The 23599-nt window shown below is 62.3% G+C and carries 19 protein-coding genes; 2 read left to right on the forward strand and 17 right to left on the reverse strand.

Annotated elements, in window-relative coordinates; all coding sequences use genetic code 11:
* Positions 1-5: 5 nt before the first annotated feature.
* From FSY45_RS03735 to FSY45_RS03765, 7 genes are all read right to left on the reverse strand, one after another.
* Positions 6-1490, reverse strand: coding sequence for an amino acid permease (locus FSY45_RS03735; RefSeq protein ID WP_003071145.1), 1485 nt, complete (start codon positions 1488-1490; stop codon positions 6-8).
* Positions 1491-2050: 560 nt separating this feature from the next.
* On the reverse strand, positions 2051-2746 hold the full coding sequence (locus tag FSY45_RS03740) for a phosphatase PAP2 family protein (RefSeq protein ID WP_223305696.1): 696 nt from the start codon (positions 2744-2746) through the stop codon (positions 2051-2053).
* Positions 2747-2859: 113 nt separating this feature from the next.
* Positions 2860-3312, reverse strand: a complete 453-nt coding sequence (locus FSY45_RS03745; RefSeq protein WP_039049778.1) for a c-type cytochrome — start codon at positions 3310-3312, stop codon at positions 2860-2862.
* 183 nt (positions 3313-3495) lie between these two features.
* A complete protein-coding gene (gene purH, locus FSY45_RS03750; RefSeq protein WP_003071138.1) occupies positions 3496-5094 on the reverse strand; it encodes a bifunctional phosphoribosylaminoimidazolecarboxamide formyltransferase/IMP cyclohydrolase in 1599 nt (532 codons plus the stop codon).
* An 87-nt stretch (positions 5095-5181) separates the two neighbouring features.
* Positions 5182-5415: a Fis family transcriptional regulator gene (locus FSY45_RS03755; protein ID WP_003071135.1), complete on the reverse strand. Its 234-nt coding sequence runs from the start codon at positions 5413-5415 to the stop codon at positions 5182-5184.
* The gene (gene dusB, locus FSY45_RS03760; protein ID WP_003071134.1) at positions 5412-6476 is read right to left on the reverse strand and encodes a tRNA dihydrouridine synthase DusB; all 1065 of its coding nucleotides are present in this window, start codon (positions 6474-6476) and stop codon (positions 5412-5414) included. Before dusB ends, FSY45_RS03755 begins: the two co-directional genes overlap by 4 nt.
* A gap of 154 nt (positions 6477-6630) precedes the next feature.
* Positions 6631-7395: a M15 family metallopeptidase gene (locus FSY45_RS03765; RefSeq protein ID WP_231879740.1), complete on the reverse strand. Its 765-nt coding sequence runs from the start codon at positions 7393-7395 to the stop codon at positions 6631-6633.
* Between the two features lie 179 nt (positions 7396-7574).
* On the opposite strand from FSY45_RS03765, the gene FSY45_RS03770 reads away from it, so the two are divergent.
* A complete protein-coding gene (locus FSY45_RS03770; protein ID WP_012839739.1) occupies positions 7575-8096 on the forward strand; it encodes a YqaA family protein in 522 nt (173 codons plus the stop codon).
* 1 nt (position 8097) lies between these two features.
* Here FSY45_RS03770 and FSY45_RS03775 read toward each other — a convergent pair whose 3' ends face one another.
* From FSY45_RS03775 to FSY45_RS03820, 10 genes are all read right to left on the reverse strand, one after another.
* Positions 8098-9465, reverse strand: a complete 1368-nt coding sequence (locus FSY45_RS03775; RefSeq protein WP_223305697.1) for a carbohydrate porin — start codon at positions 9463-9465, stop codon at positions 8098-8100.
* Between the two features lie 243 nt (positions 9466-9708).
* On the reverse strand, positions 9709-10329 hold the full coding sequence (locus tag FSY45_RS03780; RefSeq protein WP_003071126.1) for a response regulator transcription factor: 621 nt from the start codon (positions 10327-10329) through the stop codon (positions 9709-9711).
* On the reverse strand, positions 10322-11422 hold the full coding sequence (locus tag FSY45_RS03785; protein WP_003071124.1) for a sensor histidine kinase: 1101 nt from the start codon (positions 11420-11422) through the stop codon (positions 10322-10324). The genes FSY45_RS03780 and FSY45_RS03785 overlap by 8 nt, the downstream gene beginning before the upstream one ends.
* A gap of 89 nt (positions 11423-11511) precedes the next feature.
* Positions 11512-12837: a TolC family protein gene (locus FSY45_RS03790; protein WP_046461798.1), complete on the reverse strand. Its 1326-nt coding sequence runs from the start codon at positions 12835-12837 to the stop codon at positions 11512-11514.
* Positions 12838-12875: 38 nt separating this feature from the next.
* Complete coding sequence (locus FSY45_RS03795) at positions 12876-16046, reverse strand: efflux RND transporter permease subunit (RefSeq protein ID WP_046461799.1); 3171 nt, start codon at positions 16044-16046, stop codon at positions 12876-12878.
* Positions 16043-17188 (reverse strand): efflux RND transporter periplasmic adaptor subunit, encoded by a 1146-nt coding sequence (locus FSY45_RS03800; RefSeq protein WP_046461800.1) that lies wholly within the window; start codon positions 17186-17188, stop codon positions 16043-16045. The genes FSY45_RS03795 and FSY45_RS03800 overlap by 4 nt, the downstream gene beginning before the upstream one ends.
* 422 nt (positions 17189-17610) lie before the next feature.
* Entirely contained in the window at positions 17611-18615 is a 1005-nt protein-coding gene (locus FSY45_RS03805) for a tripartite tricarboxylate transporter substrate binding protein (protein WP_046461802.1), read from the reverse strand.
* A 141-nt stretch (positions 18616-18756) separates the two neighbouring features.
* Positions 18757-19626: a carboxylating nicotinate-nucleotide diphosphorylase gene (nadC, locus tag FSY45_RS03810; protein ID WP_034378190.1), complete on the reverse strand. Its 870-nt coding sequence runs from the start codon at positions 19624-19626 to the stop codon at positions 18757-18759.
* A 150-nt stretch (positions 19627-19776) separates the two neighbouring features.
* On the reverse strand, positions 19777-20715 hold the full coding sequence (locus tag FSY45_RS03815) for a membrane protein (RefSeq protein ID WP_046461803.1): 939 nt from the start codon (positions 20713-20715) through the stop codon (positions 19777-19779).
* Positions 20716-20761: 46 nt separating this feature from the next.
* The gene (locus FSY45_RS03820; protein ID WP_046461804.1) at positions 20762-22150 is read right to left on the reverse strand and encodes a GGDEF domain-containing protein; all 1389 of its coding nucleotides are present in this window, start codon (positions 22148-22150) and stop codon (positions 20762-20764) included.
* A gap of 654 nt (positions 22151-22804) precedes the next feature.
* Between FSY45_RS03820 and FSY45_RS03825 the strand changes: the two genes are divergently transcribed.
* Positions 22805-23398 (forward strand): HD domain-containing protein, encoded by a 594-nt coding sequence (locus FSY45_RS03825; protein ID WP_034363595.1) that lies wholly within the window; start codon positions 22805-22807, stop codon positions 23396-23398.
* Positions 23399-23599: the final 201 nt, after the last annotated feature.

The following is a 23599-nucleotide window of genomic DNA, read 5'->3' on the forward strand; positions in this document are numbered from 1 at the left end:
ACAGCTCACTTTTTATCCGTCTGAGCCAGGCGCGAATGGCGCATGCCATAGGCCATATAGATCACAGCACCCAGCGCCATCCAGCCCAGAAAGCGCAGCCAGGTCAGCGTGGTCAGATTCAGCATCAGATAAAAGCACAGCAGGGCCGAGAGCACTGGCAGCACAGGCACAAAAGGCACGCGGTAGCCGGCTCCGGCGTCGGGACGCTTTTTGCGCAGCACCAGCACGCCGATGCTGACCAGCACAAAGGCCGACAGCGTGCCGATGTTGATCATCTCCTCCAGCAGCTCCACCTTGGTAAAGCCTGCCAGCAGCGCCACGATCACGCCCACAGCCAGTTGCAGGCGAACCGGCGTCTTGCGCCTGGCCGATGTCACGCCCCAGCTGCGCGGCAGCAGGCCGTCGCGGCACAAGGCCAGCAACACGCGCGAGCTGCCCATCAGCAGCACCATGACCACGGTGGTCATGCCGATCAGCACGCCGACCGAGATGACCTGCGCCGCCCAGCCGGCGCCCACGGCAATGAATGCAGTGGCCAGCGACGGGTTCTCGGCCCTGGCCAGTGCCGTATAGGGCACCATGCCGGTCAGCGCCAGCGTGACCAGGATGTAGAGCACCGTCACCAGCACCAGCCCGCCGAGAATGCCGCGTGGCAGCGTGCGCTGCGGGTCCTTGACCTCTTCGGCCGAGGTTGCCACCACATCAAAGCCCAGAAAGGCGAAGAACACCAGCGATGCGCCCGAGATCACGCCCAGCCAGCCATACTGGCTGGGCTCGGCACCGAACAGCCAGGCCAGCATGGGCTGCCCCCACAGGTCACCGCTTACGCCATGAGCCACCACGGGCGGCTGTGCACTGGGTACAAAAGGCCTGAAGTTGTCGGTGTTCATGTAGGTGAAGCCGACGACGATCACAAACACGGTGATCGCCAGCTTGATGACGGTGAACAGGTTGTTGACCTTGGCCGAGACCTGGGTGCCTGCGATCAGCAAGGCCGTGAACACGGCCACGATGAAGAATGGCCCCCAGTTCAGCGAGAAGCCGCCGATCTCGACGCTCTGCGCGATCTCCAGCCCTGCCGTGGAGAACACGGCCGACAGATAGATGCCCCAGTACTTGGCCAGCACGGCAGCGGCCGAGATCATCTCCAGCAGCAGATTCCAGCCAATGATCCAGGCCAGGCCCTCGCCCAGCGTCAGATAGGTATAGGTATAGGCGCTGCCCGTGACGGGCACGGTGGAGGCGAACTCCGCATAGCACATGATGGCCAGCGCGCAGGTCGCGGCCGCCAGAATGAAGGAGAAAATCACGGCCGGCCCGGCAAAGCTGCCGGCTGCGCGAGCGCCCACCGAGAAAATCCCTGCGCCCACGGCCACGGCCAGGCCCAGAATCATCAGATCGAAAACACCCAGCGTGCGCTGGAGCTGCCGGCCCGGCTCGTCGGAATCGGCCAGCGCCTGTTCAATGGTTTTGGTTTTCAGCCACTGCATGCATATCCCCGGGCTTTGAGAACGTGTTTACGATCTCTACGCAGCCGCGTTGGAGCGCAATCGGGATGAGTTCGAAGCGATGGCTCGCCGCTTGCACCGGGGTGCAAGCAAGAGACAGCGCACAGAAATCGCCCGATTTCGCTCCACCCCTTCGGGACAGTGTCTTTGCGGGCGGTCTGCGGCGTTGCGAATCCTCGCAATAGCACGGCTATTGCTGCGGTATCGCGCCTGGCATCCCATCCCGCAAAGCCACTGTCGCGGCGCGAGGAGATCGTAAACACGTTCTTAGCCACGCTTTTGGCGCGGCGTCTTCGGCCCGGTCCTTTTTGTCAAAAAGGCATCCTAGGGATTTCACCAGTGATGCGCAGATTCCCTGCAGCATCACCAGTCCATCTGCATGTTTTGTGCAGGCCCGGCTGCACACCCATCTCAAAACAGACTAGTCAGGCCCGCGTTTCACGAAGCCTGCACCGCGCTCAAAAATCGCGCTGCAGTCCTGCATGCAAGCGAGCACTGACGCAGGATTCAAAAAGACCCGAGGCAGAGCGATCCTGCCCGGCTCAGATACGCGGAGGCTGTGGCGGCACATCGGCCGGGCGAATCAGCAGGCAAAGCACTGGCACCAGCATCAGCGCAGTGACCACATCCAGCACATGGTGCTGATGCACCAGCATGGTTGAGGCGCAGATGGCCGCGCTCCATAGCGCAATCAGCAGACACAGCCCCCTGCGACCACGCTGCCATTGCGCCTGGCAGATGGCCAGACAGGTCAACGCCGTGTAGACGATGTGCAAAGAGGGCAGCAGATTGTGCGGCTTGTCCACCAAGAACATGGTCGCAAAAATGCTGCGATAGGGCTCGAATTCGGGAATCGCGCGCTCGAAGGCCAAATTTGCCGGAAACAGCACGAAGATCAGACCGCAGATCAGCGTACCCAACACCTGGCGCTTGCCCAGAGCCGCCGTGCCGGGCTGCCCCACCAGCCAGAACGGCAGGGCCAGAAACGGGAAAAACGAGAAATAGACAAAGATGAATTCCGGCACCAGCGGAATCATGGCATCCCAGCGCGTGATGAAGTCATAGCGCTGGTCGCGCAGGCTGGCCAGCCAGTTGGCCGTAGGATAGATCGCGTAGGTGGCGATGTTCACCCATATGGCCCAGAAGACAAAGCCACGCTGGCGAGCCGGACCAGCCCCGGATCCGTGGACTGCCTGATCGGCGGGGCGAAGAGCGGGAGCACGCGCGGGTTTTGCCATGAGCGGATTATGAAAGCAAGGCCTGCCACCCTGCGTAGGCTGCAAAGCAAAAAAGGCTAGCAGCGCAAAGCGCTGGCAGCCTTGGAATTCACGCAGGATCTCGGCAACCGGGCCTATTGAGCCGCGGCCGATGGCGCCTGAGCCGACAGCACCCAACGGGCCATCTGCAGAGAATCAGCCTCGCTGATCTGCGGGTGGCGCGGCATGATCACATTGCCCCAGACACCCACGCTGCCGCTGCGAATCTTGTCTGCCAGATAGCTCTGGGCATCGGCTTGCGAGCCGTACTTCTGTGCGATCTCCGTAAAGCCCGGGCCCACAAATTTGCGGTCCAGACCATGGCAGCGCATGCAATCTGCGCCCTCCACCAGCTTTCGGGCCGCCGCCAGCTCGGGCTTGGCAGCCACCAGCGCATCCGCCGCCTTCTCGGCCGTGCTGACCCGCATGATGCGCCAGCCGATATTGGCCACACCCAAGGCGCTAGCCACCATGACCAGCCCGATCAGCCAGCCAATCCAGCGCGGACGCGGCGGGTAGTTTTCTTCGTCGTCGATGGGATCTGTCATACCAAGCACCAGATTCAAAAAAGAATGGCCAGCAAATGCCGGCCACAGAGCACAAAGCACAAAACTGGCGCGCCCTAAAACCAGAGACACCAAGGAAGCGCCGTCGCGCACCGAGGGTGTCGTCCCCCTCCGGCGCTCAGCGCCAGAGAGGGGGAAGGCTCGATAGCGCCTCAGGGGGAGCAATTAGTGCCTGAAGTGGCGCACGCCGGTGAACACCATGGCCACGCCACGCTCGTTGGCCGCATCGATCACTTCCTGATCGCGCATGGAGCCGCCAGGCTGGGCCACGCAGGTGGCACCGGCATCGACCACCACGTCCAGGCCGTCGCGGAAGGGGAAGAAGGCATCCGACGCCACGACGGTGTTCTGCAGCGACAGCTTGGCGGCTTCGGCCTTGATGGAGGCGATGCGGGCCGAATCCAGGCGCGACATCTGACCTGCGCCCACGCCCATGGTCATGCCGTTCTTGCAGAAGACAATGGCATTGGACTTGACGAACTTGGCCACGTTCCAGGCGAACAGCAGGTCCTGAAGCTCTTCGGGAGTAGGCTGCTTGACGGTCACGACCTTGAGGTCGGCCAGCTTGAGCTCATGGTTGTCCGAGGTCTGCAGCAGCAGGCCCGAGCCGATGCGCTTGGACTCGATGGCGTTGCGGCCGTTGTCCCAGTCGGTTGCGCCGCCGGCGGGCAGAGCGATCTTCATCAGGCGCACATTGACCTTGGCCTTGAAGATTTCCAGGGCTTCGGCGCTGAACTCGGGAGCCATCAGCACTTCGACGAACTGCTTGGACACGGCTTCGGCAGCGGCCTTGTCCACAGCGCGGTTGAAGGCGATGATGCCGCCGAAGGCGCTGGTGGGGTCGGTCTGGAAGGCCTTGGAATAGGCTTCGAAGGCGTTGGCACCCACGGCCACGCCGCAGGGGTTGGCGTGCTTGACGATCACGCAGGCAGGGGTGTCAAAGCTCTTGACGCATTCCCAGGCCGCGTCGGCGTCGGCGATATTGTTGTAGCTCAGCTCCTTGCCCTGCAGCTGCACGCCCGTGGCCAGCGAGCCGGGAGCGGGGTACAGATCGCGGTACCAGGCGGCTTGCTGGTGGCTGTTTTCACCGTAGCGCAGATCCTGCACCTTGATGAAATGGCCGTTGGACTGGCCGCCGAACAGGGCGCGCTCGGGCACATATTCTTCGCTGAGCTTTTCGTCTTCGAACTTGACGCTAGACAGATAGTCGCTGATCGCTCCGTCGTACTGGGCAATGCGGTTGAAGGCCGCCACGGACAGCGCAAAACGCAGCTTGTCGGACAGCTTGCCGTTCGCCTTGAGTTCGGCCAGCACGGCTTCGTACTGGTCGGCAGCGGTCAGAACGCCCACATCCTTCCAGTTCTTGGCGGCGGAGCGCACCATGGCGGGGCCGCCGATATCGATGTTCTCGATGGCGTCGGCCAGCGTGCAGCCGGCCTTGGCCACGGTGGCTTCAAAGGGGTAGAGGTTCACGACCAGCAGATCGATGGTCTCGATGCCATGTTCCTTCAAAGCAGCCATGTGCTCGGGCAGTTCGCGGCGAGCCAGCAGACCACCGTGCACCATGGGGTGCAAGGTCTTGACGCGGCCATCCAGCATCTCGGGGAATCGGGTGACTTCGGCGACTTCGGTCACGGGCAGGCCCACGCCTGCCAGCAGCTTGGCGGTGCCACCGGTGGACAGCAGTTGCACGCCAAGAGCGTGCAAGGCTTGCGCAAATTCGACGATACCGGTCTTGTCAGAGACGGAGATCAGAGCTTTCATGGGCGTCAATTCAAAGTTTGGATAAAAACAAGCTGCAAGTGCAGATATATCAAGCGCTTGCAGCTATGGATTTGGTAGCTTCGTCGTTCAGAGCAATTCGTGATCGACGAGCTTTTTGCGCAGGGTGTTGCGATTCAGGCCCAGCCATTCGGCGGCGCGCGACTGGTTGTTGTCGGCCTGGCCCATCACCACTTCCAGCAGCGGTTTTTCGACAAGACGAATCACCATGTCGTAGACATTGGCCGGTGTTTCGCCCTCGAGATCGCGGAAATAGCCCTCCAGGCTATCGCGAACGACTTGTTCTAAATTCTGATTGCTCATGCAGCCATTTCTGCCGGTTCGTCCAGCTCGCTGCTTGCTTCAGCAGCGGCCGTGGCCGCCGGGATCCGCTCCATCTGCTGCCCCAGGGCATCCAGATAGTCGGCCACGGCCTGCCATTGCACCGCACAGTCCTCAATAGTGTTGATGTGTTTTCTGAACTCTTCCCCGCCCGGCAGAGCTCGCAGATACCACGCAATATGCTTGCGGGCGCTGCGCACGCCGACTCCCTCGCCATACAGGCTGTAGTGATCTTGCAAATGTTCGAGCAGCAGACGACGCAGCTCGGCCACCAGAGGAGGAGCCAGATGCTCGCCCGTGGCCAGAAAGTGCGCGATCTCGCGAAAGATCCACGGCCTGCCCTGGGCTGCACGGCCGACCATGATGGCGTCCGCCCCCGTATAGGCCAGCACATCGCGGGCCTTTTCAGGGCTGTTGACATCGCCATTGGCCACCACGGGCACTTTGACGGCCTGCTTGACGGCCGCAATCGTGTCGTACTCGGCAAAGCCCTTGTAGCCCTGCTCGCGCGTGCGGCCGTGCACGGTCAGCATCTGGATGCCGACATCTTCAAACTGGCGCGCCAGCAGAACTGCGTTCTTGTGCGTATCGCACCAGCCTGTGCGCATCTTCAGGGTGACGGGCACGTTGTAGGGACGTGCTGCCTCCACCACGGCCTGGGCAATTTCCACGGCCAGCGGCTCGTTCTGCATCAGAGCGGAACCCGCCCATTTGTTGCAGACCTTCTTGGCCGGACAGCCCATGTTGATGTCGATGATCTGCGCGCCGCGCTCGATGTTGTAGATGGCAGCCTCGGCCATCATGGGCGCTTCGGTGCCGGCAATCTGGACCGAGATCGGCCCAGGCTCGCCTTCATGGTTGGCACGGCGACTGGTCTTGAGACTGTTCCACAAGTCCTTGCGGCTGGTCACCATCTCGCTGACCGCATAACCGGCCCCCAGTGCCTTGCACAGCTGACGAAACGGCCGGTCCGTCACACCCGCCATGGGAGCGACAAACAGACGATTTGCCAATGGAATATGACCAATGTGCAGGGCGGGCATGGAGAGAGTTTGGTTTCTGCGGCAGGCAATGTCTGGCACAGACCGGGCGCTGGAAAAGAGGGGGCAATTATACCTGCTCAAATTTTCAGCAAAACCAAACTCCATGCATCACCCTGCGAGGCGAGTCACTATCGGGCAATGCAGCACCGGCGTCTCAGTTTTTACGCACCGGCATATCAAAGTACTGCTCGGGATAGGGCTCGCTGACCAGCGTGTAATGCCACCACTCCTCTGGCAGGTTCTTCCATCCGTTGCGCTGCATCAGGCTACGCAGCCAGCGGCGGTTGTGCTGCACATCGGGCGATTGCTGGGCATTGTCGGTATGCGACTGCTCGTCAAAGAGATCGAAGGGCGTTCCCATGTCCACTTCGATACCGTCGGCCAGCGGGCCACGCACCAGCTTTCTGGCGCGCTTGGCATCCACCACCAGCAGCGTCATGTCCACGGTGCTGGCACGGCTGTGACCCGATTTCTCGGCGATATAGCCACGCTTGAAGAGCTCGCTCTTGGGCACGCGCGGGTAATACATGTCCTTGTTTTTCTGATCGGCCATATCGCGCCCCCAGCGCACAAAGTCGTCGACGGCCGCCTGGGGTCGGTAACAGTCATAGACCTTCAGAGCCAGCCCCTGTCCAGCCAGTTCCTTTTGAACAGCTGCCAGAGATTCGGCAGCCACGCGGCTGAGCCAGCAAACCCCGGCTTCGTAGCCAGCCACGGGGCGGCCCATGAAGTTGTGCTTGGAGACATAGCGCATGTCCTGCTTGATGCCGGGCGCCAGCGTCGCCAGCGGCACCAGATCGGCAGCCACCGTGACCGCTGATCTGGCATCGGACGGCGCGATGGTCTTTATGTTCGATGCGCAACCAGCTATCAAAAGCAAAACGACCGCCAGGCCTGCGGCCTGACTCGATCGCATCATTTTTTTTAGAGGGCTGAAAGCCATTCCTACTCCCATTGATCTGGCGTTACCGGATAACACCTATGTACGCATTTGGATAAGAAACCATATATCAACAGCCTCCAACTATGGCCGATGACCGAGAAATGACAGGATGCAAAGTTCAGGGAATTGAGCGACCCGCCTAAACTAGCCGCCCTATGGAAGCGTGGATACATCAGTTGCTGCAATGGCTGGCCCTGCCGGAGCTGGGCCTTAGCACCGTGTTTGTCGTGGCCCTGGTCTCGGCCACCCTGCTGCCGCTGGGTTCTGAGCCCGTGGTGGCCGCACTGGTCTCAGCCAACCCCGATCTGTTCTGGCCCGCCATTGTGGTCGCCACGGCGGGCAACACGCTGGGTGGGGCCATCAGCTGGTGGATGGGACTGGCCGCCAACCAGGCCTGGAACAAGGCCAAAAAGCTGCGCCGACATGGAGAGCCGCCGCCCCAGAACATGCACCACAAGTCACGCTGGAACCGCATCGCCCGTTACTGGCTGCGTAAATACGGCGCCAAGGCCTGCCTGCTGAGCTGGCTGCCCGTCGTCGGCGACCCGCTATGCGCGGTCGCCGGCTGGGTGCGCCTGCCTTTCTGGCCCTGCGTCGCCTATATGGCAGTTGGAAAATTCCTGCGCTATACCTTGATGACGGCAGGCCTGCACCAGATCATCCTGCGGTTTTTCTAGATCAGAACTCGGTGTGCAAACGCACAGCCAGTGCGTTGACGGGCCCACGGTCCGCGTTGTATGCAGGGTTGCGGATATGCTGCCAGTCAAAGCTGATGCTGGATTGTTTGCTGATCCCCACGCTGTAGAACATCTCGAGAATATTCTCGGGCTTGTAGTTCAGACGCCCGTCACCAATGAACGCCCCCACCCCGCCCTCTGCCAGATACTGACGGTGTGTGGACGAGAGGAAATTGCGCGCCACGCCTATGCCCAGCGTATCGTTCGCCCGTCCCCATTTGCGCCCCTGGATCAGCAGACCCGCAGAAAGAGAACGGTCGATTTCCGTGAAGGCATAGATTTCCGTCTTGCCATCGGCCCAGCTGCCACGGGCAAAAAGACCCACGTCATCACTCAGCGCCTGCTCCAGGTTGATGCCGAAGCCTTGCTTGCTTCTGGCACCGTAGCGCGCAACATTCAGATCCGGCACCGCCCCGGTCTGCGTCGCCAGGTTGAGTGCGTCGTCATAGCGCGTCATCACGGCGTGGTTGCGAAAGACCAAAGCACGCAACTTGCCCGGCTGGCCCGCCAGCGTGTGCGCGTGGGCTACTTCCAGCTGATCGCCGTAGTGTTTGAAAATTCGATAGTCCAGCGGCTGGCCGTTGGGCTCCTTGGGCTGGATGAAGCGACCGAAGCGCACCTCCCAATCGTCGTGAAACCACTCCAGCACCGCCCCCCAGCTGTAACCTCTGGCATCTGCGGCATAGTCAAACGCGCCTTGAGTCATCAGCGACCAGTTCATGAACTGCGTGCGCGGATCATGGCTGTAGCGGTTGTCGTCAAAGATATCGATGACCGCCAGATTGCCCACCGTGAGCACAGTACGACGCTTGTCCACCATGCCCGCCAACTGCCTTGCCTCCGACTCCACCGCCTCTTGCTCGCCGCCATGACTCCAGGTCTGGCGCAAGAATGCACGGGCGCGATAGAGCTTCAATCTTGCTCCCGAAGTTTTGGCCAATTCCCCATTGGTAAAGCCACCCAGGCCTGCCAGTCCCGACAGAGGAATGCCCTGCGCGCCTTCCAGATCAAGATAGACCTCCCCCCCGGCCCATGGACGGTATCCAAGAGATGCAGTGGTCGTGAAGGAGTAGCTGCGCTCGCGCCCCGGCAACAGGCTTTTCTCTCCGGTATAGGGTGCAGAAAAGGACGGCTTGCGCTGCCAGACATAGGTGGCCTGGAACTTGGCATTCCACCTCTCAGGCTCTGTGTTTACCCCACCCGCATCAGCTGCTGACGCTGCTGCAGAGGCTTCTTCACTGCCTGCATGGACTGGCTCTGCACTCTGCTGCGCATGAGCAGGCTGCCCCCATATCATGCACAAGGACATCAAACTGCCCGTGCAAAGCTTGGCGAAACCAATTTTGTTATTGAATGTTCTTTGCTGACGCATTGACCGCTCCTGGCGAAGGAGCCATTGTGAACTGGCAAACCCGCACACGCTCCAGAAAATTCATGCGCAATCTGCACATGGAAACCGACACGAACAATTCTTACGTTCGCCGTACCGGCACCCGCGACGCCTGCTGCGCCCGCGAAGTAACAGTCCGGCAGGCCAACCATGTGGCTGCCATCAGCGGATGCTCAGCTTCTCCAGCATGCGCACCAGCTCGGCAACCGAGCCAGCTTCCATCTTGCGCATGGCTTGAGATCGCCTGACTTTGATGGTGATTTCGCTGACATCCAGCTCTCCCGCGATCTGCTTGTTGAGCATGCCTCGCACCACGCCAATCAACACCGACTGCTCCCCACTGGACAGCGAATTCCAACGCGAACGCAACTCCAGCAACTGCCCATCCTGCGCACGGCGCTGGCGATCAAGGGCAATACCTTGCTGTATGGCATCGAGCAAGTCCTGATCGCGAAACGGCTTGGTCAGAAACTCTATGGCCCCGGTCTTCATGGCCTCCACGCTCATGGGAATATCGCCATGGCCGGTGATGAAGATGGTAGGGAAACGCAGCCCCTGCTCCAGCATCTGGCGCCTGAACTCCATACCGCTCTGGCCCGGCATGCGGATGTCCAGCACCAGACAGGCCGGCCCCTCGGGCGGGCTCAGCTCCAGATGGGCGAGAAAGTCGCGCGTCGCACCGAAGGCGGACACGGCCAGTCCCACGGAGAGAAGCAAATCCTCGATGGCCGCGCGCACCGAGGCGTCGTCATCGATCACATACACGGTTTCGAGCTCAGCCAAGCTTGTGTCCTCCTGATGCGGGATCACCCGAGGCGGCGAGAGCCGCGATGGTCACATGAAACACGGCGCCGCTGTGCCCGTCCTCTCGCTCTGTGGCCCAGATCCGGCCACCGTTAGCCTCGGCCATGTGGCGACTGATGTTCAACCCCAGACCCATGCCCTCACGCTTGGTGCTCCAGAAGGCATCGAACAAATGGCTTTTGGCCAGCGGCGATAGCCCCTCTCCCGCATCGGTGACTGTCAGCACCAGCTGCTGGCCCAAGGCCTGGGTAGCCACGGCAATGCGCCGCTGCACGGCCGGCGTTTCCTGCATGGCGTCCATGGCGTTGAGCAGCAGATTGCCCAGCACCTGCAAAAACTGCACTCGGTCGCACCAGGCCGGCGCCAGACCCGGCGCCAGTTGCAGGTCCATGGCAATGGCGCGCTGGTTCAGGTCCGCGCCCGACAGATTCACCATCTCGCGCACTGCCTCGTTGAGATCGAACTTCTGCTTGCTCGGTGCCTCGCCGCGCGCCATGGAGCGGATACGCGCAATGACCTCGCTGGCGCGCTGCGCATCACCCAGGATGCGCTCCAGCGCCTGACCGGCTTTTTCGAGATTCGGTGGCTGCTGAGCCAGCCAACGCTGACTGGCATTGCCGCTGGTGACGATGGCGGCCAGCGGCTGGTTGACCTCATGGGCGATCGAGGCCGTCACCTGTCCCAGGCTGGTGGCCTGAGTGATGCGCAGCAACTGGGTCTGTGCTGCGTGGGCCGCATTCTGGGCGGCCACCATCTTCAGGCCCAGATAGGCCGTGATAACGATGGCCAGGATGCTGATGCCCGTGTTGATGAGTCCGGTTCGGTAGGCGCCAGCCGGCGTCAGCGCAAAGCTGGCCAGGGTGAGCGCTATGCACAGCGCCGTGGTGCCTATCACCAGGCGCGGGCTGAACCAGCGCACCGCCACGAGGATGACGGCCGTGTGGAACACGGCCGCGGCCACCGCATACTCGGTCAGCGTATCCAGTGCGAAGATGGCTGCCATGGTCGCTGCCATGCCAGCCAGGATCAGGGCCCGGCGCAGATGCAGGAAGCGTTGCGGTTTGGCTGTCATGGCATGCAGGGCGGAGCTCAGAGCGTGAAAGACCCGTTGATTGTGGCGCAAGATGCGCGCACGCCAGCCCTGCCCGCCTACTCCACTCATCACAGCGCGGGCCGCTGGCCTATGCTCAGTTGCAGATCGACCGTAGCCTTGGCCAGATCAGCATTGGCCTGCAGATAGCCGAGGTAGGCATCATCGGCCGAGCGTTGGGCCGACAGCAGCTCCAGCAATGAAGCCTGGCCGTGACGGTAGGACAGTCGGATGCTCTCGAGCACGCGCTGCGCATCCGCCAGCACATTGCTGCGATAGCGCTCCACATTCTCCTGCGCCGCCGCGAAACGGAAGTAGGCGGAGCGCACATCAGCCTCGGCCTTGTGCTGCGACTGCTGCAGCCCCAGCATGGCCTGGGTCACGATGGCCTCGGCCTGCAACACCTCACCGCGGTTCAGGCGCGAGAACGGGATGGGCACGCTCACCGAGACCGACAACATGCGCGAGCGGTTGTTCGCATCGAAGACATTGCCTTTGGCGTCCACACCCGCAGACGTGGCTGGTATGGCGGTCAATCCCACGGCCAGCGTGGGATTGACCCAACGGTTGGCCTGGGCCAGGCCGGCATTGTCGCGCGCATTGTCCAGCGTGGCCTGGGCCACGCGCACATCGCTGCGCACATGCAGAGCCTGGGTCACCAGGGCATCGATGCTCTTGTCGTTCGCAAAGGGCTGGAAATCGCATTGCAGCTCGTCGGTGCCGAAAATCTCCAGGATCTTGCGCCCCAGCGGCACGCTCAGGGCCAGACGTGAGGTCTGGGCATCGGCCCGCGCCTGCGTCACGTCGGCCTGGAACTGGTCGCGCTCCACGCGCGACTGCCGCCACTCTACGGTGCCGACGTCGCCGGCCTTGCGTCGCACCTCGTTGGCCTTGACTACATCGGACAGAGCATTGAGCGTCTGCTCCTTGCGCTCCAGCGCCTGGCGATCGCGGCAGGCCTGTGTGAAGTCCTGGGCAGCATCGGAGAACAGCTGGGTGCGGAATTCCTCGACCTCAGCCTCGGCCAGCCGCACCTGGCTGCGTGCGGCGCGAATGCGAGCCGAGCGCTTGCTACCGGTCTCCAGCTCCATGCTGAGTTCATAGGTCCGGTTCTGCGGGCGCGGCAGGCCGCTATTGACCTGCTCGCGCGCAGCGCCCAGCGAGAGTTGGGGATCGGGTCGTATGCCCGCGATGCCGACGCCAGCCCGGGCCGACACCACGTTCTGCTGCTGTGATTGCAGGTCCAGGCTGTGCTGCTCGACAGCGCTCAGATAGTCGCTGAAGCGCAGCCCGGCGGCGGCAGGCTGCGCCGCGGCCTGGGCCAATGCCGTGCCACCCAGGCCCAGCGTCGCCAGCAGCAGAGCCAGGCGCTTGAGGGAAAAAAAAGGAAATTGCATGGTGCTTCCAAGTTGGTAGGTATCGCGCGGGCCCGGACTCAGGGGGCCATGCGCTCCGCGGCGGCCGATGTCGTCACCGGAGCGGCATCCTCGTCGTCGAGTTCCCCGCGCTCGGCCGCTCGCCGGCGCTTGCGCTCAAGCGCACGCTGGGCACGCAGCTCGATCACGTAATAGAGATTGGGCAGCAGCAGCAGGGTAAGCAAGGTGGCGCTGGCCAGCCCGCAGACCACCACGGTGGCCAGCGGCCGCTGCACATCACTGCCCAGGCCCGTAGCAAGCATGGCCGGCATGAGACCGAAGGCTGCCACCGTGGCCGTCATCAGCACCGGACGCATGCGGCTCGATGCCCCCTCGAGCACGGCATCGCGCAACTCCAGACCGTCCTCGCGACGCAGCCGGTTGATCTGCGAAACCATGAGTACGCCCGACAGCACGGCCACACCGAACAGCGCGATGAAACCCACGGCACTCGAGACATTGAGCGTCATGCCGCGCAGATGCAGTCCGGCAAAGCCGCCGATCATGGCCAGCGGCACCACGCCCAGCACCAGCAGCGGCTGGCGCAGATTGCCGAACTCGCCGAACAGCAGCACCAGCATGATGCCCAGCGTCAGTGGCAGGATGACCAGCAGCCGTGCCTCGGCACGCTGCAGGTTCTCGAACTGGCCGCCCCACTCGATATGGGTCTTCTGGTGGTCGTACTGGAGCTGGGCATCGAGAGCCTCATGCGCATCCTTGAGGAAGCCCGCGAGATCACGGCCGCGCACATTGAGCTTGACCAGAATGTGGCGCTCGCCGCCCTCGCGCACGATCACGCTCTGTCCCACCGTGGTGCTGATGCGCGCCACATCGGCCAACGGCACCTGGGCGCCATTGGCAGCGGCCAGACGCAGCGCGCCTATGGCTTCGGGGTCACTGCGAGTGCCGGGCGCGAAGCGCACCGTCATGTCGTAGCTGCGTTCATCCACGTAGAGCTGGCCTATGGAGGCCCCACCCACACCTGTGGAGATCAGCTGGGCCACATCGGCCGCGTTGATGCCGTAACGCGCGGCTGCCGCACGGTCCAGGTCTATGCGCAGATTGGGCAGCGGCGGCTCGATGTCCACGGCCACATCGGCTGCACCGGGCACCTTGGACAGAATGCCCACCATCTCGTCGGCCACGCGCCGGTCCTCGCCCAGGTCCTGGCCGTAGACCTTCACGGTCAGGTCGCTGTGCGCCCCCGAGAGCTTGTCCTGCACGCCGTCGATCATGGGCTGCATGAAGCCCACGGTATAGCCAGGCATCCTCTCGAAATGCTCAGCCATCTTGGCAATCAGTTGCTGCTTGTTCAGGCCCGACTTCCATTGATCGTAGGGATGCAGGCCCACGCTGGCCTCGATGTGCGAAGGCGTCCAGTAATCGGTGCCGTCGTCGTTGCGTCCAGTCTGGGTCACGACATAGGACACCTCGGGGAACTCCAGCGTGGCCCGACGCAGCTCGTCGGCCATGTCGCGGGCTTTGTCCAGCGTGATGCCGGGAGGCATCTGCACCTGCAGCCAGATCGAGCCCTCGTCCAGATAAGGCAGGAAGTCGCGGCCTATGGTGCCGGCCAGCAGCACCAGCGCCACCATCGCCGCCGCCACGGCCCCTACCAGCCAACGCATCTTCCCCACAGCGTCGCTGAGAAAGCGGTCATAGCGCTCGCCCAGGAAGTAGAGCACGGGGTTGTGGAAGATCTTGCGCGGACGGCGAAAGGCCATCCAGGCCAGGCCCGGCGTGAGCAGCAGCGCCACGGCCAGCGCTCCCACCAGGGCCGCCCCCACGGCACTGGCCATGGGCGAGAACAGCTTGTACTCGATGCGCTCGAAACCGAACAGCGGCAGATAGGCAGCGGCGATCACGCACATGCCGAAGAAGATGGGGCGCGCCACCTGCAGCGTGGCCGAGATGGCATCGCGCGGCGTCAAGGGCTTGTCCTTCTGGGCCTCGCGGCGGCGCAGAATGTTCTCGACCACGACCACAGCACCGTCCACCAAAATACCGAAATCTATGGCTCCCAGCGACAGCAGATTTGCCGGGATCCTGGCGTGATGCATGAAGACGAAGGCCAGCAGCAGCGCCATGGGAATCGTCAGCGCCACGACCAGCGCCGCGCGCGGGCTGCCGAGGAACAGCAGCAGCACCAGGGTCACGACGATCATGCCTTCGGCCAGGGTCTTGCCCACGGTATGCGTGGTGCGCTCGATCAGCGTGGTGCGGTCCAGATAGGGCACGACCTTGACGTCGGGCGGCAGCAGCTTCTCGTTGAGCTCCTTCACTGCGGCATGGATGCCTGCCAGCGCCTTGGAGGGGTTCGCGTCCTTGAGCAGCAGCACGATGCCTTCCAGCGTGTCGGAGTTGTCGTCCTTGCCCAGAATGCCGCGGCGCTCCACATTGCCATAGGTCAGGCGCCCCAGGTCCTTGACCAGAATCGGCGTGCCGTTGTCCGAGGTCTTGACCACCACATTGCCCATGTCGTCGAGCGATCTCAGCAGGCCCACGCCGCGCACCACATAAGAGACTTCGCCACGGTCTATGACGCTGCCGCCGCCGCTGGCGTTGTTGGCATTGAGGGCCTCGATCACCTGGGACAGGGTCAGCCCGTACTGCAGCAGGCGCGCGGGGTCGAGTTCGAGCATGAACTGCGTGGTCAGGCCGCCAAAATTCGTCACGTCCACCACGGACTGTGCTTTCTTGAGGCGCGGAATCACCACCCACTGCTGCAGCTCGGACAACTCGCGCAGGCTGTGTGTGGGGCTTTCCAGCGTATAGCGGTAGACCTCGCCCGTGGGCGAGCTGTAGGGGTCGAGCGCGGCGCGCGCGCCATAGGGAAGATCGACCTCGTCCATGCGCTCCTTGAGGCGCTGGCGCGCCCAGTAGCCATCGACCCCATCCTCGAACACCACGGTGATCAGCGACAGGCCGAACAGACTGCGCGAACGCAGCACATGCATGGCCGGTGTGGCCAGCAGCGCACGCTCCAGCGGAATCGTGATCTGCTGCTCGATTTCCTCGGCCGCCAGACCCGGCACCTGGGTGACGATCTGCGAGGTCACATCGGCGATGTCGGGATAGGCCTCGAGCGGCAGCTGCTTCCAGCTGAACCCGCCATACAGGGCTGCAAAGATGAAGATCAGCCACACCACGCCGCGACGTGCAAAACTGAGATTGACGATGCGCTCGATCATTGCAGCAGCACTCCACCGTTGACGACGATGCGCTCGCCGGCCGCCAGGCCCGAGCGGATCTCCACCTTGCCATCCTGCTGCACGCCGACCTGCACGTCGCGTGGCTCAAAGCGGGCGCCCTTGTCCGTGCGCCCCTTGTCTACGAACACCCGTGAGCTCACATTGCCCTGGAGCAGCGCCGTGGTCGGCACCATGAGGGCGTCACGACCCGGTCCGTCGAAGCTCACGCGCGCAAACATACCCGGGCGCAACCGCCCTGCGCGGTTGTCCACGGCCACGCGCACCTTGACGCTGCGCGTGGCGGCATCAACGATCTCACCCACGTATTGCACACGGCCTTCGAGCTTGAGGTCGGGATAAGCGGTCAGCGCGATATGCGCTTGCTGGCCCACATCCACATGGGCTAGGTCGCGCTCGGGCACGCTGGCGCTGAGCCAGACCTTGCTGAGATCGGCCACGGTCATCACCGAGGCATTCACGTCGTTCCAATAGCCGCCCTGCGAGCCCGCCATTTCCACCACGCGTCCGCTGATCGGCGACTTGATCACATAGCTGCCGCGCGAGCTGGCCTGCACATCGGCACCAAGCTGAGCCAGGCGGTCGCTCGCAGCGCGCGCATCGGCGCTGGCTGCGGCCAGCGCCTGCTGCGCGGCCTCGTAGTCCTTGCGCGCCGCGATCTCGGCATCAAACAACAGCTTCTGACGGTCGAACTCCTGACGCGCCAGCAGCAGCGCGGACTGGGCCTTGGCATTGTCCGCCCGAGCGACCGAGATATCGGAGGAGTCCATGGTGATCAAGGCCTCGCCGACCTTGACCGGGTCGCCGAGCTGTCGATGCAGATGCACCAGCCGGCCCGCGACCGGAGGCGTGATCTTGACCATCTTTTCAGGCTCGGCCTCGATATTCGCCGGCGCCGAGATCAGGGTTTGGACCTGCTCCTGGGTGGCCTGTGCCAGCTTCAGCTGCGCCAGCACTGGAGATTGCGACGGCACCACGACCAGATTGCCTTCGCGGCGCAGCGCAGTCCGGCTATCGGCAGCAGCGGCCGGCGTCTGTTTGTCGCCGTTGCAGGCAGCGAGTGCCAGGCACAACAGCAGGCAGGCAGGCCCCACGGGACTGCAGGAGTTCAGGGCTTGTTTCATAAGCAGCAAACAATGGCATCGATATGGCCAGGGCAGGTCCCGGCCCAGGATTGATCCTGTCTCGCCCTCGCAACTTCTTGAATACAGAAGCATTTGCAGCAGGACAGAGAAGCGGAAGAGCATGAGGAAGCCGCGCGTCATAGCGCCGTCAAGGAATGGGCATCCAAAGGTAGCTTCTTCATGCGATGGGCGGCAAAGCATGCCGCCGTGGCGCCAGGGTCTGGTGCCCTGATCCCCGCCTTTGATTATCAAACCCGCCAGTCGACAAAGCGAGCCTGCCTTGGGAAGAGAGGCTTGGCTTTTGGTTGGCCCCAGCTATACCTTCGTATAGCTAACTCGTCATATGCCTGAAACAGAACAGGCCACCTTTGCAGGTGGCCCGTCACGAACATGGACATCCGGAGTCAACCGCTGACTTGCGCTCAATCAACCGTGAGCCCGAGCTGCGCGGTCACGGCCGCATAGCGCTCGATATCGGCTGCGATGAGCTTGCCGAACTGGGCGGTAGACTCCCCGGCCGGGGTATAGCCCTGCTCGCGCAGCGCCTGCTGCATCTCTGGCTCGGCCAGTATTTGCGTCAGCATCTGGTGCAGACGGGCGATCACAGGCTCCGGCGTGGCAGCCGGCGCCAGCAAGCCATGCCACTGCTCTACGGCAAAACCAGCCAGGCCCTGCTCGGCCATCGTGGGGACATCGGGCAAGGATGCGACGCGGGCCGGCGCCGTGACAGCGATGGCCCGCACGCGGCCTGCAGCTATCAGGGGCGCGGCGCTGCTGACCGTGACCACGGCCACAGGTAGCTGTGTTGCGGCTACTGTAGTGATGGCCGGGCCGCAACCCTTGTAAGGCACATGCTGGAGGCTTGCATGGGCGGCCTGAGCCAGCATCTCACCCGCCATATGCTGGGGCGTTCCGTTGCCGCAGGAGGCAAATGGCAAAGGCTGGCCAACGCTCGCTCCGGCCAGCGCATCGTGCAGATTGCGCACGCTGCTTTGGCTGGGAACCACCAGCACCGAAGCGATGCTGCCGACGTTGAACACAGCCTTGAAGTCCCGGCGTGGGTCGAAGTCCAGATGCCGGTAGACGCCGGGATTGATGGCAAACGAGCTGTTGGCCATGAGCAGCGTAGCGCCGTCGGGGGCTGCCTCGGCCACTGCGCTCGCTCCGATATTGCCGCTGGCGCCGGGCCGGTTCTCCACCACGACGGACTGGCCCAAACGCTGCTGCATGGCCGCGCCCAGGCGACGCGCCAGCAGGTCCGTGCCACCGCCTGGCGGAAAGGTCACAACGATGGTGATGGGCTTTTCAAGGCGCACGGCAGCCGCACCCGTGCGTGCCAGCCATAGCCCGGCAGCCGCACTGACCAGCGTTGCGGCCGCCAGAATCCAGGCTCCGCGCGCCCTAACAAACTGCTGTGTGATGGGCATAAGCGCTTTTCCTATTGATTTCCAGCGTCCACAAAACTGGCGCAACCCGGGCCAGGGGTTCCAAGCAAGGGCCGCCCCGCAGCAATGGCGCCGTCCCCCTTCCAGGGGGAAGCCGCGCAGCGGCTCAGGGGGTATCTCATTTCAAGCGTCCAAGCCTATATCGAGCACGCGCGCGCTGTGCGTGAGCCAGCCCACGGCAATCTGGTCCACGCCCGTGGCAGCCACGGCAGCTGCGGTTTCGGGGGTAATACGCCCCGAGGCTTCGGTGATGGCCCGGCCCTTGCACATGCCGACCGCAGTGCGCAAATCATCCAGACCCATATTGTCCAGCAGCACTACATCCACGCCCAGTTGCAGCGCCACATCCAGCTGGGCCAGCGTATCCACTTCCAGCTCGATCTTGACCATATGTCCCACGCCGGCACGAGCACGCCCCACAGCCGTGGCGACATCGCCGGCCAGCGCAATGTGGTTGTCCTTGATGAGTACGGCGTCGTCCAGGCCAAAACGGTGGTTGCTGCCGCCACCGACACGCACGGCGTACTTCTGCAAGGCTCGCAGGCCCGGCATGGTCTTGCGCGTACAGGTCACTCGGGTGCCGAAGGGCTTGATGGCCTCTGCAATCGAATGCGTGGCGCTGGCCACGCCGCTGAGATGGCAAAGGTAGTTGAGCGCCGTACGCTCGGCCGTGAGAATGGCTCGGCTTTTGCCACGAATGCGGGCGATCTCCATGCCTGGCTGCAGCAGCGTGCCGTCTGCGCAGCGGACGTCAAACTCCATGCGAGCATCCATCAGCACAAAGGCCAGACGAGCCAGATCAAGTCCGGCCAAGATGCCATCCTGCCTGGCCACCAGACGCAACTCGCCCATCGCATCGGCAGGAACAATGGTGTCGGTGGTCAAGTCTGCGGCGCGTCCCAGATCTTCCAGCAAGGCCATGCGTACCAGCGGCTCCAGCATTACATCGGGCAGGGATGGGACGGGCAAGGCTGCAATTTTATTAATGCTCATTTTGAGTATTTTTAGTTCAATAAAAAACGCAAAGACTTCCAGATCGCTTTCAGGCCTTACGCAAACGGACTTATGCTAAGTCTGAGCATTATTTAAGTCAAGCCGCTCCCGCAGTTAAAACAGTCCTCCATCCCAAGAGTGGTTCAGGGGCTAATGACTTCTTGCCAGCGGCAGCTTGTTGCCAGCAATGGCGCGCTCCAGCATTACATTGCGTCGGAAGCGGAACAGCTTGGCCGGGCGGCCCGCACCTACGGCCGTCATCTGGCCTGTTTCCTCAACCAGCGCCTGCTGCTCGATCAGGCGCCGGAAGTTCTGCTTGTGCAAGCCGCGCCCCGCCAATGCCTCCACCGTCTGTTGCAACTGCAGCAGCGAGAATTCCTCGGGCATCAGCTCAAACACCACGGGCCGGTATTTGATCTTGGCGCGCAAACGGGCCATGCCGGTAGCCAGAATGCGGCGGTGATCATTACTCATGGCGGCACCGGGCAGCAATTCGGCCGCGCGTGCGTCATCGCCCTCGCCCCCGGCTTCGGGCACCACACCTGCCTCAAACAGCAGCTCGTAGCGCTGCAGAACCAGCTCCTCGTTCCATTCGTGCTCATCAAGGCCAAAAGTCATTGAAGCTCTTTGCCAGCGTGCGCTTCTAGCTACACTATCTGAAGCAGCCTCGCTCCAGGCATGCAGCGCTGGCGCAATGCGCTCGGCAATCACGCCGGGCATCCCGTCGCGCCAGTCCTCCCAGGGAAAGTAGCGGTACCAGTCCTGCCAGCCCGGCTGTGCGGCACCGACCTCATCCAGTTCCTGAGTCAGCGCCAGATAGCTGATGGAGATGACATGCATGCCCAGCTGCTGCGAGCGCTCCCGGTCTGCGAAGGTGTAGAGCTGCTCCACAAAGCCCAGAGGATGGTGGGTCTGTTTCTCCACCCAGGCACGCAAGCTGGCCTGCAGCGAGCGGTGGTTGCTGGTAAAAGGCCCGGCAGGCAAGGCTCGCCCGGACCCGGTGGTCAGGATACGGGGCTGGCCACCCGTGACGGCAACCAGCACTGCCACCAGATCGGCCTGCACGGAATGCAGTTCGGAATTGTTCAAACCACTCAAAAGCTATGAAGACGAGGACAGGGAGGAATAGCAAATTCTACGGTGAGGCAGCCCCTGTCCACGGCTTATCCGGACTCTTCCCCGAAAAGGTCAAGGAATCGCCCTGCGCCAGCAACTCGGGCGCTTGCACCAAAGGCATGTTCATCGACCCCGTGGCGATGGCCACCTGATTGCGCCCCCTATGCTTGGCCCTGTAGAGCGCCGCATCTGCGCGCTTGAGCAGATCGTCCTCGGTTTCGCCTGGCTCCCAGAGCCCAACCCCTAAAGAAATGGTGAAACGCCCCACCTCGGGATCTGCGCATTCCGCCACGGCACAGCGAATGCGCTCTGCCAGTCCTGCGGCCACACCGAGGCTGGCATCCGAGAGGACGATCAGGAACTCCTCCCCGCCCCAGCGCACGGCATGGTCATAGCGACGAACCTTGCCGGAAAGCACATGTGCCACCATCTTGAGCACGCGATCTCCGGCGACATGGCCAAAGCGGTCGTTGACCTGCTTGAAAAGATCGATATCGCCCAATATCACGCCATAAGGCCGCAGCTGATTCTGAGCCTGGAGCTGGTTGCGCTTGAGTTCGGTCTCGCCTGCATGGCGGTTGAGCAAGCCCGTCAGCTTGTCGCGGTTTGCGCGCTCGCGCAACTCCATCTCTCGCTGCACCATGCGGCTGATGTCCTTTGATGCCCCTACATAGTGGCTGATCTGCCCTGACTCGTCGCGCAGAGCTGCAATGCTTTGCTCGGCGTAGTACACGCCGCCGCTTTTGTGACGGTTGATGAAGGTGGCGCGAAAATTGTGGCCAAGACTCAATGCTTCCTGCAACTGGGCATAGAACTCCGGCTCATGCAGGCCCGAGCGCAGCATCTCGGTGGGCTGGCCCAGCAGTTCCGCCGCGCTATAGCCCGTGAGAGCTTCAAAAGCCTGGTTGACAAAGACGATGGTGGAGTCGCGATCCGTGATCAAGATGCCGTCATTGGTCGCATTCAATGCCCTGGCGAGCAGCGCGCGCTCCTGCTCGGCCTGCACACGCTCCGAAATATCGCGCTGCACCGCCACAAAGTGCCGAATGACGCCCTTCTCATCACGCACGGGGGAAATATTCCACTCCACGTGGTAGGTGCTGCCGTCCTTGCGGTAGTTCACCACACTGCCCTGAAATGGCAGGCCTTGCTCCAGAGACTCATGCAAACGCTGCAACACCAGTTGATCCGTCAGCGGCCCCTGCAACATGCGCGGCGAGCTGCCCAGAAGCTCTGCTTCGGTGTATCCGGTCATCTCGCACATGGCTGCATTGCAGTACTCGATGACAGCCCCCTCTCCATCCAACCTGGCACCGGTAATCATCACTGCGCAAAAGGACTGAGCCATGGCGATCTCCAGCAACTGGCCGGTGATCGTTCGCTTTGCGATGGCATTGGCACGAATCATGTTTGAACCTCGAGCGCGCTTGCAGTCGTGAAGGCTCATTATTCGTTACTTTGCGTCACTTGCGTATACCAAAAACATCAGCATCTCAGCTTGCCCACGCCAAGCTGCCCTCGGCTGTGCAGCCACCAGGCCATAAACCGGAAATTTCCGGGCTTTTCCCGTTGGCTGAGCTGCCCGCTTCCCTTCCCGCGCTCATTACCCATGGTCAGGGACATCGATAGCTCAAACCACGCATATCCGATACCTGCATGGCACGAATACTGAACACCGCCTCGGGATGCAATCGGATGGATGGCAGTTGCCGGCTTCTGGCCGACCGTAATGGGAACACAGGGCAGCCCCCTAACACCTGGTTTTGCATTGCCGAAGCCACCGAGCGGCAAACCGGGGGGAAGGCTGCAACTCCAGTGGCGTGCCACAGTCATTTCCATGATTCCTGGAAGCAATCATCAATGGAAAGAAAGCATGGTTGCCGGCTTCAAGGGCAAGACCGTTCTGGTGACCGGCAGTGGCTCCGGCATAGGCCGGGGCACGCATCGTGACTGCCGAAATCCAGCTCTAGCGCGAATGATCATCTCCCGGCCTCCCAGGCTTTTCAGCGGGAGTTTTCGACATGTGACGACCGAGAACATACGGGTCTTTATAGAATCGGGCATGGATATCGACAAGATCAAGGGCCGTCTGGCCTTTCTGCAAGAAGCGGAAAAGCTCAAGAGCGTGCTCCGAAGCGCACACACGTCGACAGGCAGGACGGAGAGTACCGCCGAACATACTTGGCGCCTGTGCCTGATGGCGATGACATTCGAGGACGAGCTGGCCGGCATGGACATGCTCAAGCTGCTGAAAATGTGCCTTGTGCATGATTTGGGCGAAGCGATTCACGGAGACATTCCTGCCATCGAAAAAGACCAGCACCCTGACAAAAGCGAGCAGGAAAAGGCCGACCTGCTGCATCTCACACGCTCTCTCGATAAGTCGCACCAAGCCGAGATCCTCTCGCTTTGGCAGGAGTATGAGGATGCCGCATCGCCCGAAGCCAAAGCCGTAAAGGCACTGGACAAGCTGGAGACCATTCTTCAGCACAACCAGGGAGCCAACCCGGCCGACTTCGACTACGGATTCAATCTGACCTACGGTCAGAAGCACACCAGCGCCGAACCTCTGTTTTCATTGATGCGCAGGATCCTCGACGAAGGCACACGCCAGAGAATGGCCGAAGCCTCCCGCAATCCTGGCCAGTCGCTCTAGGCCACCGTCAAGCGACTGCCGGCAAGGCATTTCTTGTCTGAGAGTGAGTGTTGCAAAGCAGCCCTTGGTCGTCGCAATCGAGCTGCTGCATCGTGCTCGGGTGAGCAGCAGCGTACGGGAATCGACAATCACAGCAGTTGGAATGGTTCGACTGCTCCCCAAAACCTGACTCTTCGATTTTTCATACGGCCTCAGTCGAGC

The organism is Comamonas sp. Z1, from assembly GCF_008121555.1.
Taxonomy (GTDB): Bacteria; Pseudomonadota; Gammaproteobacteria; order Burkholderiales; family Burkholderiaceae_C; genus Comamonas; species Comamonas thiooxydans.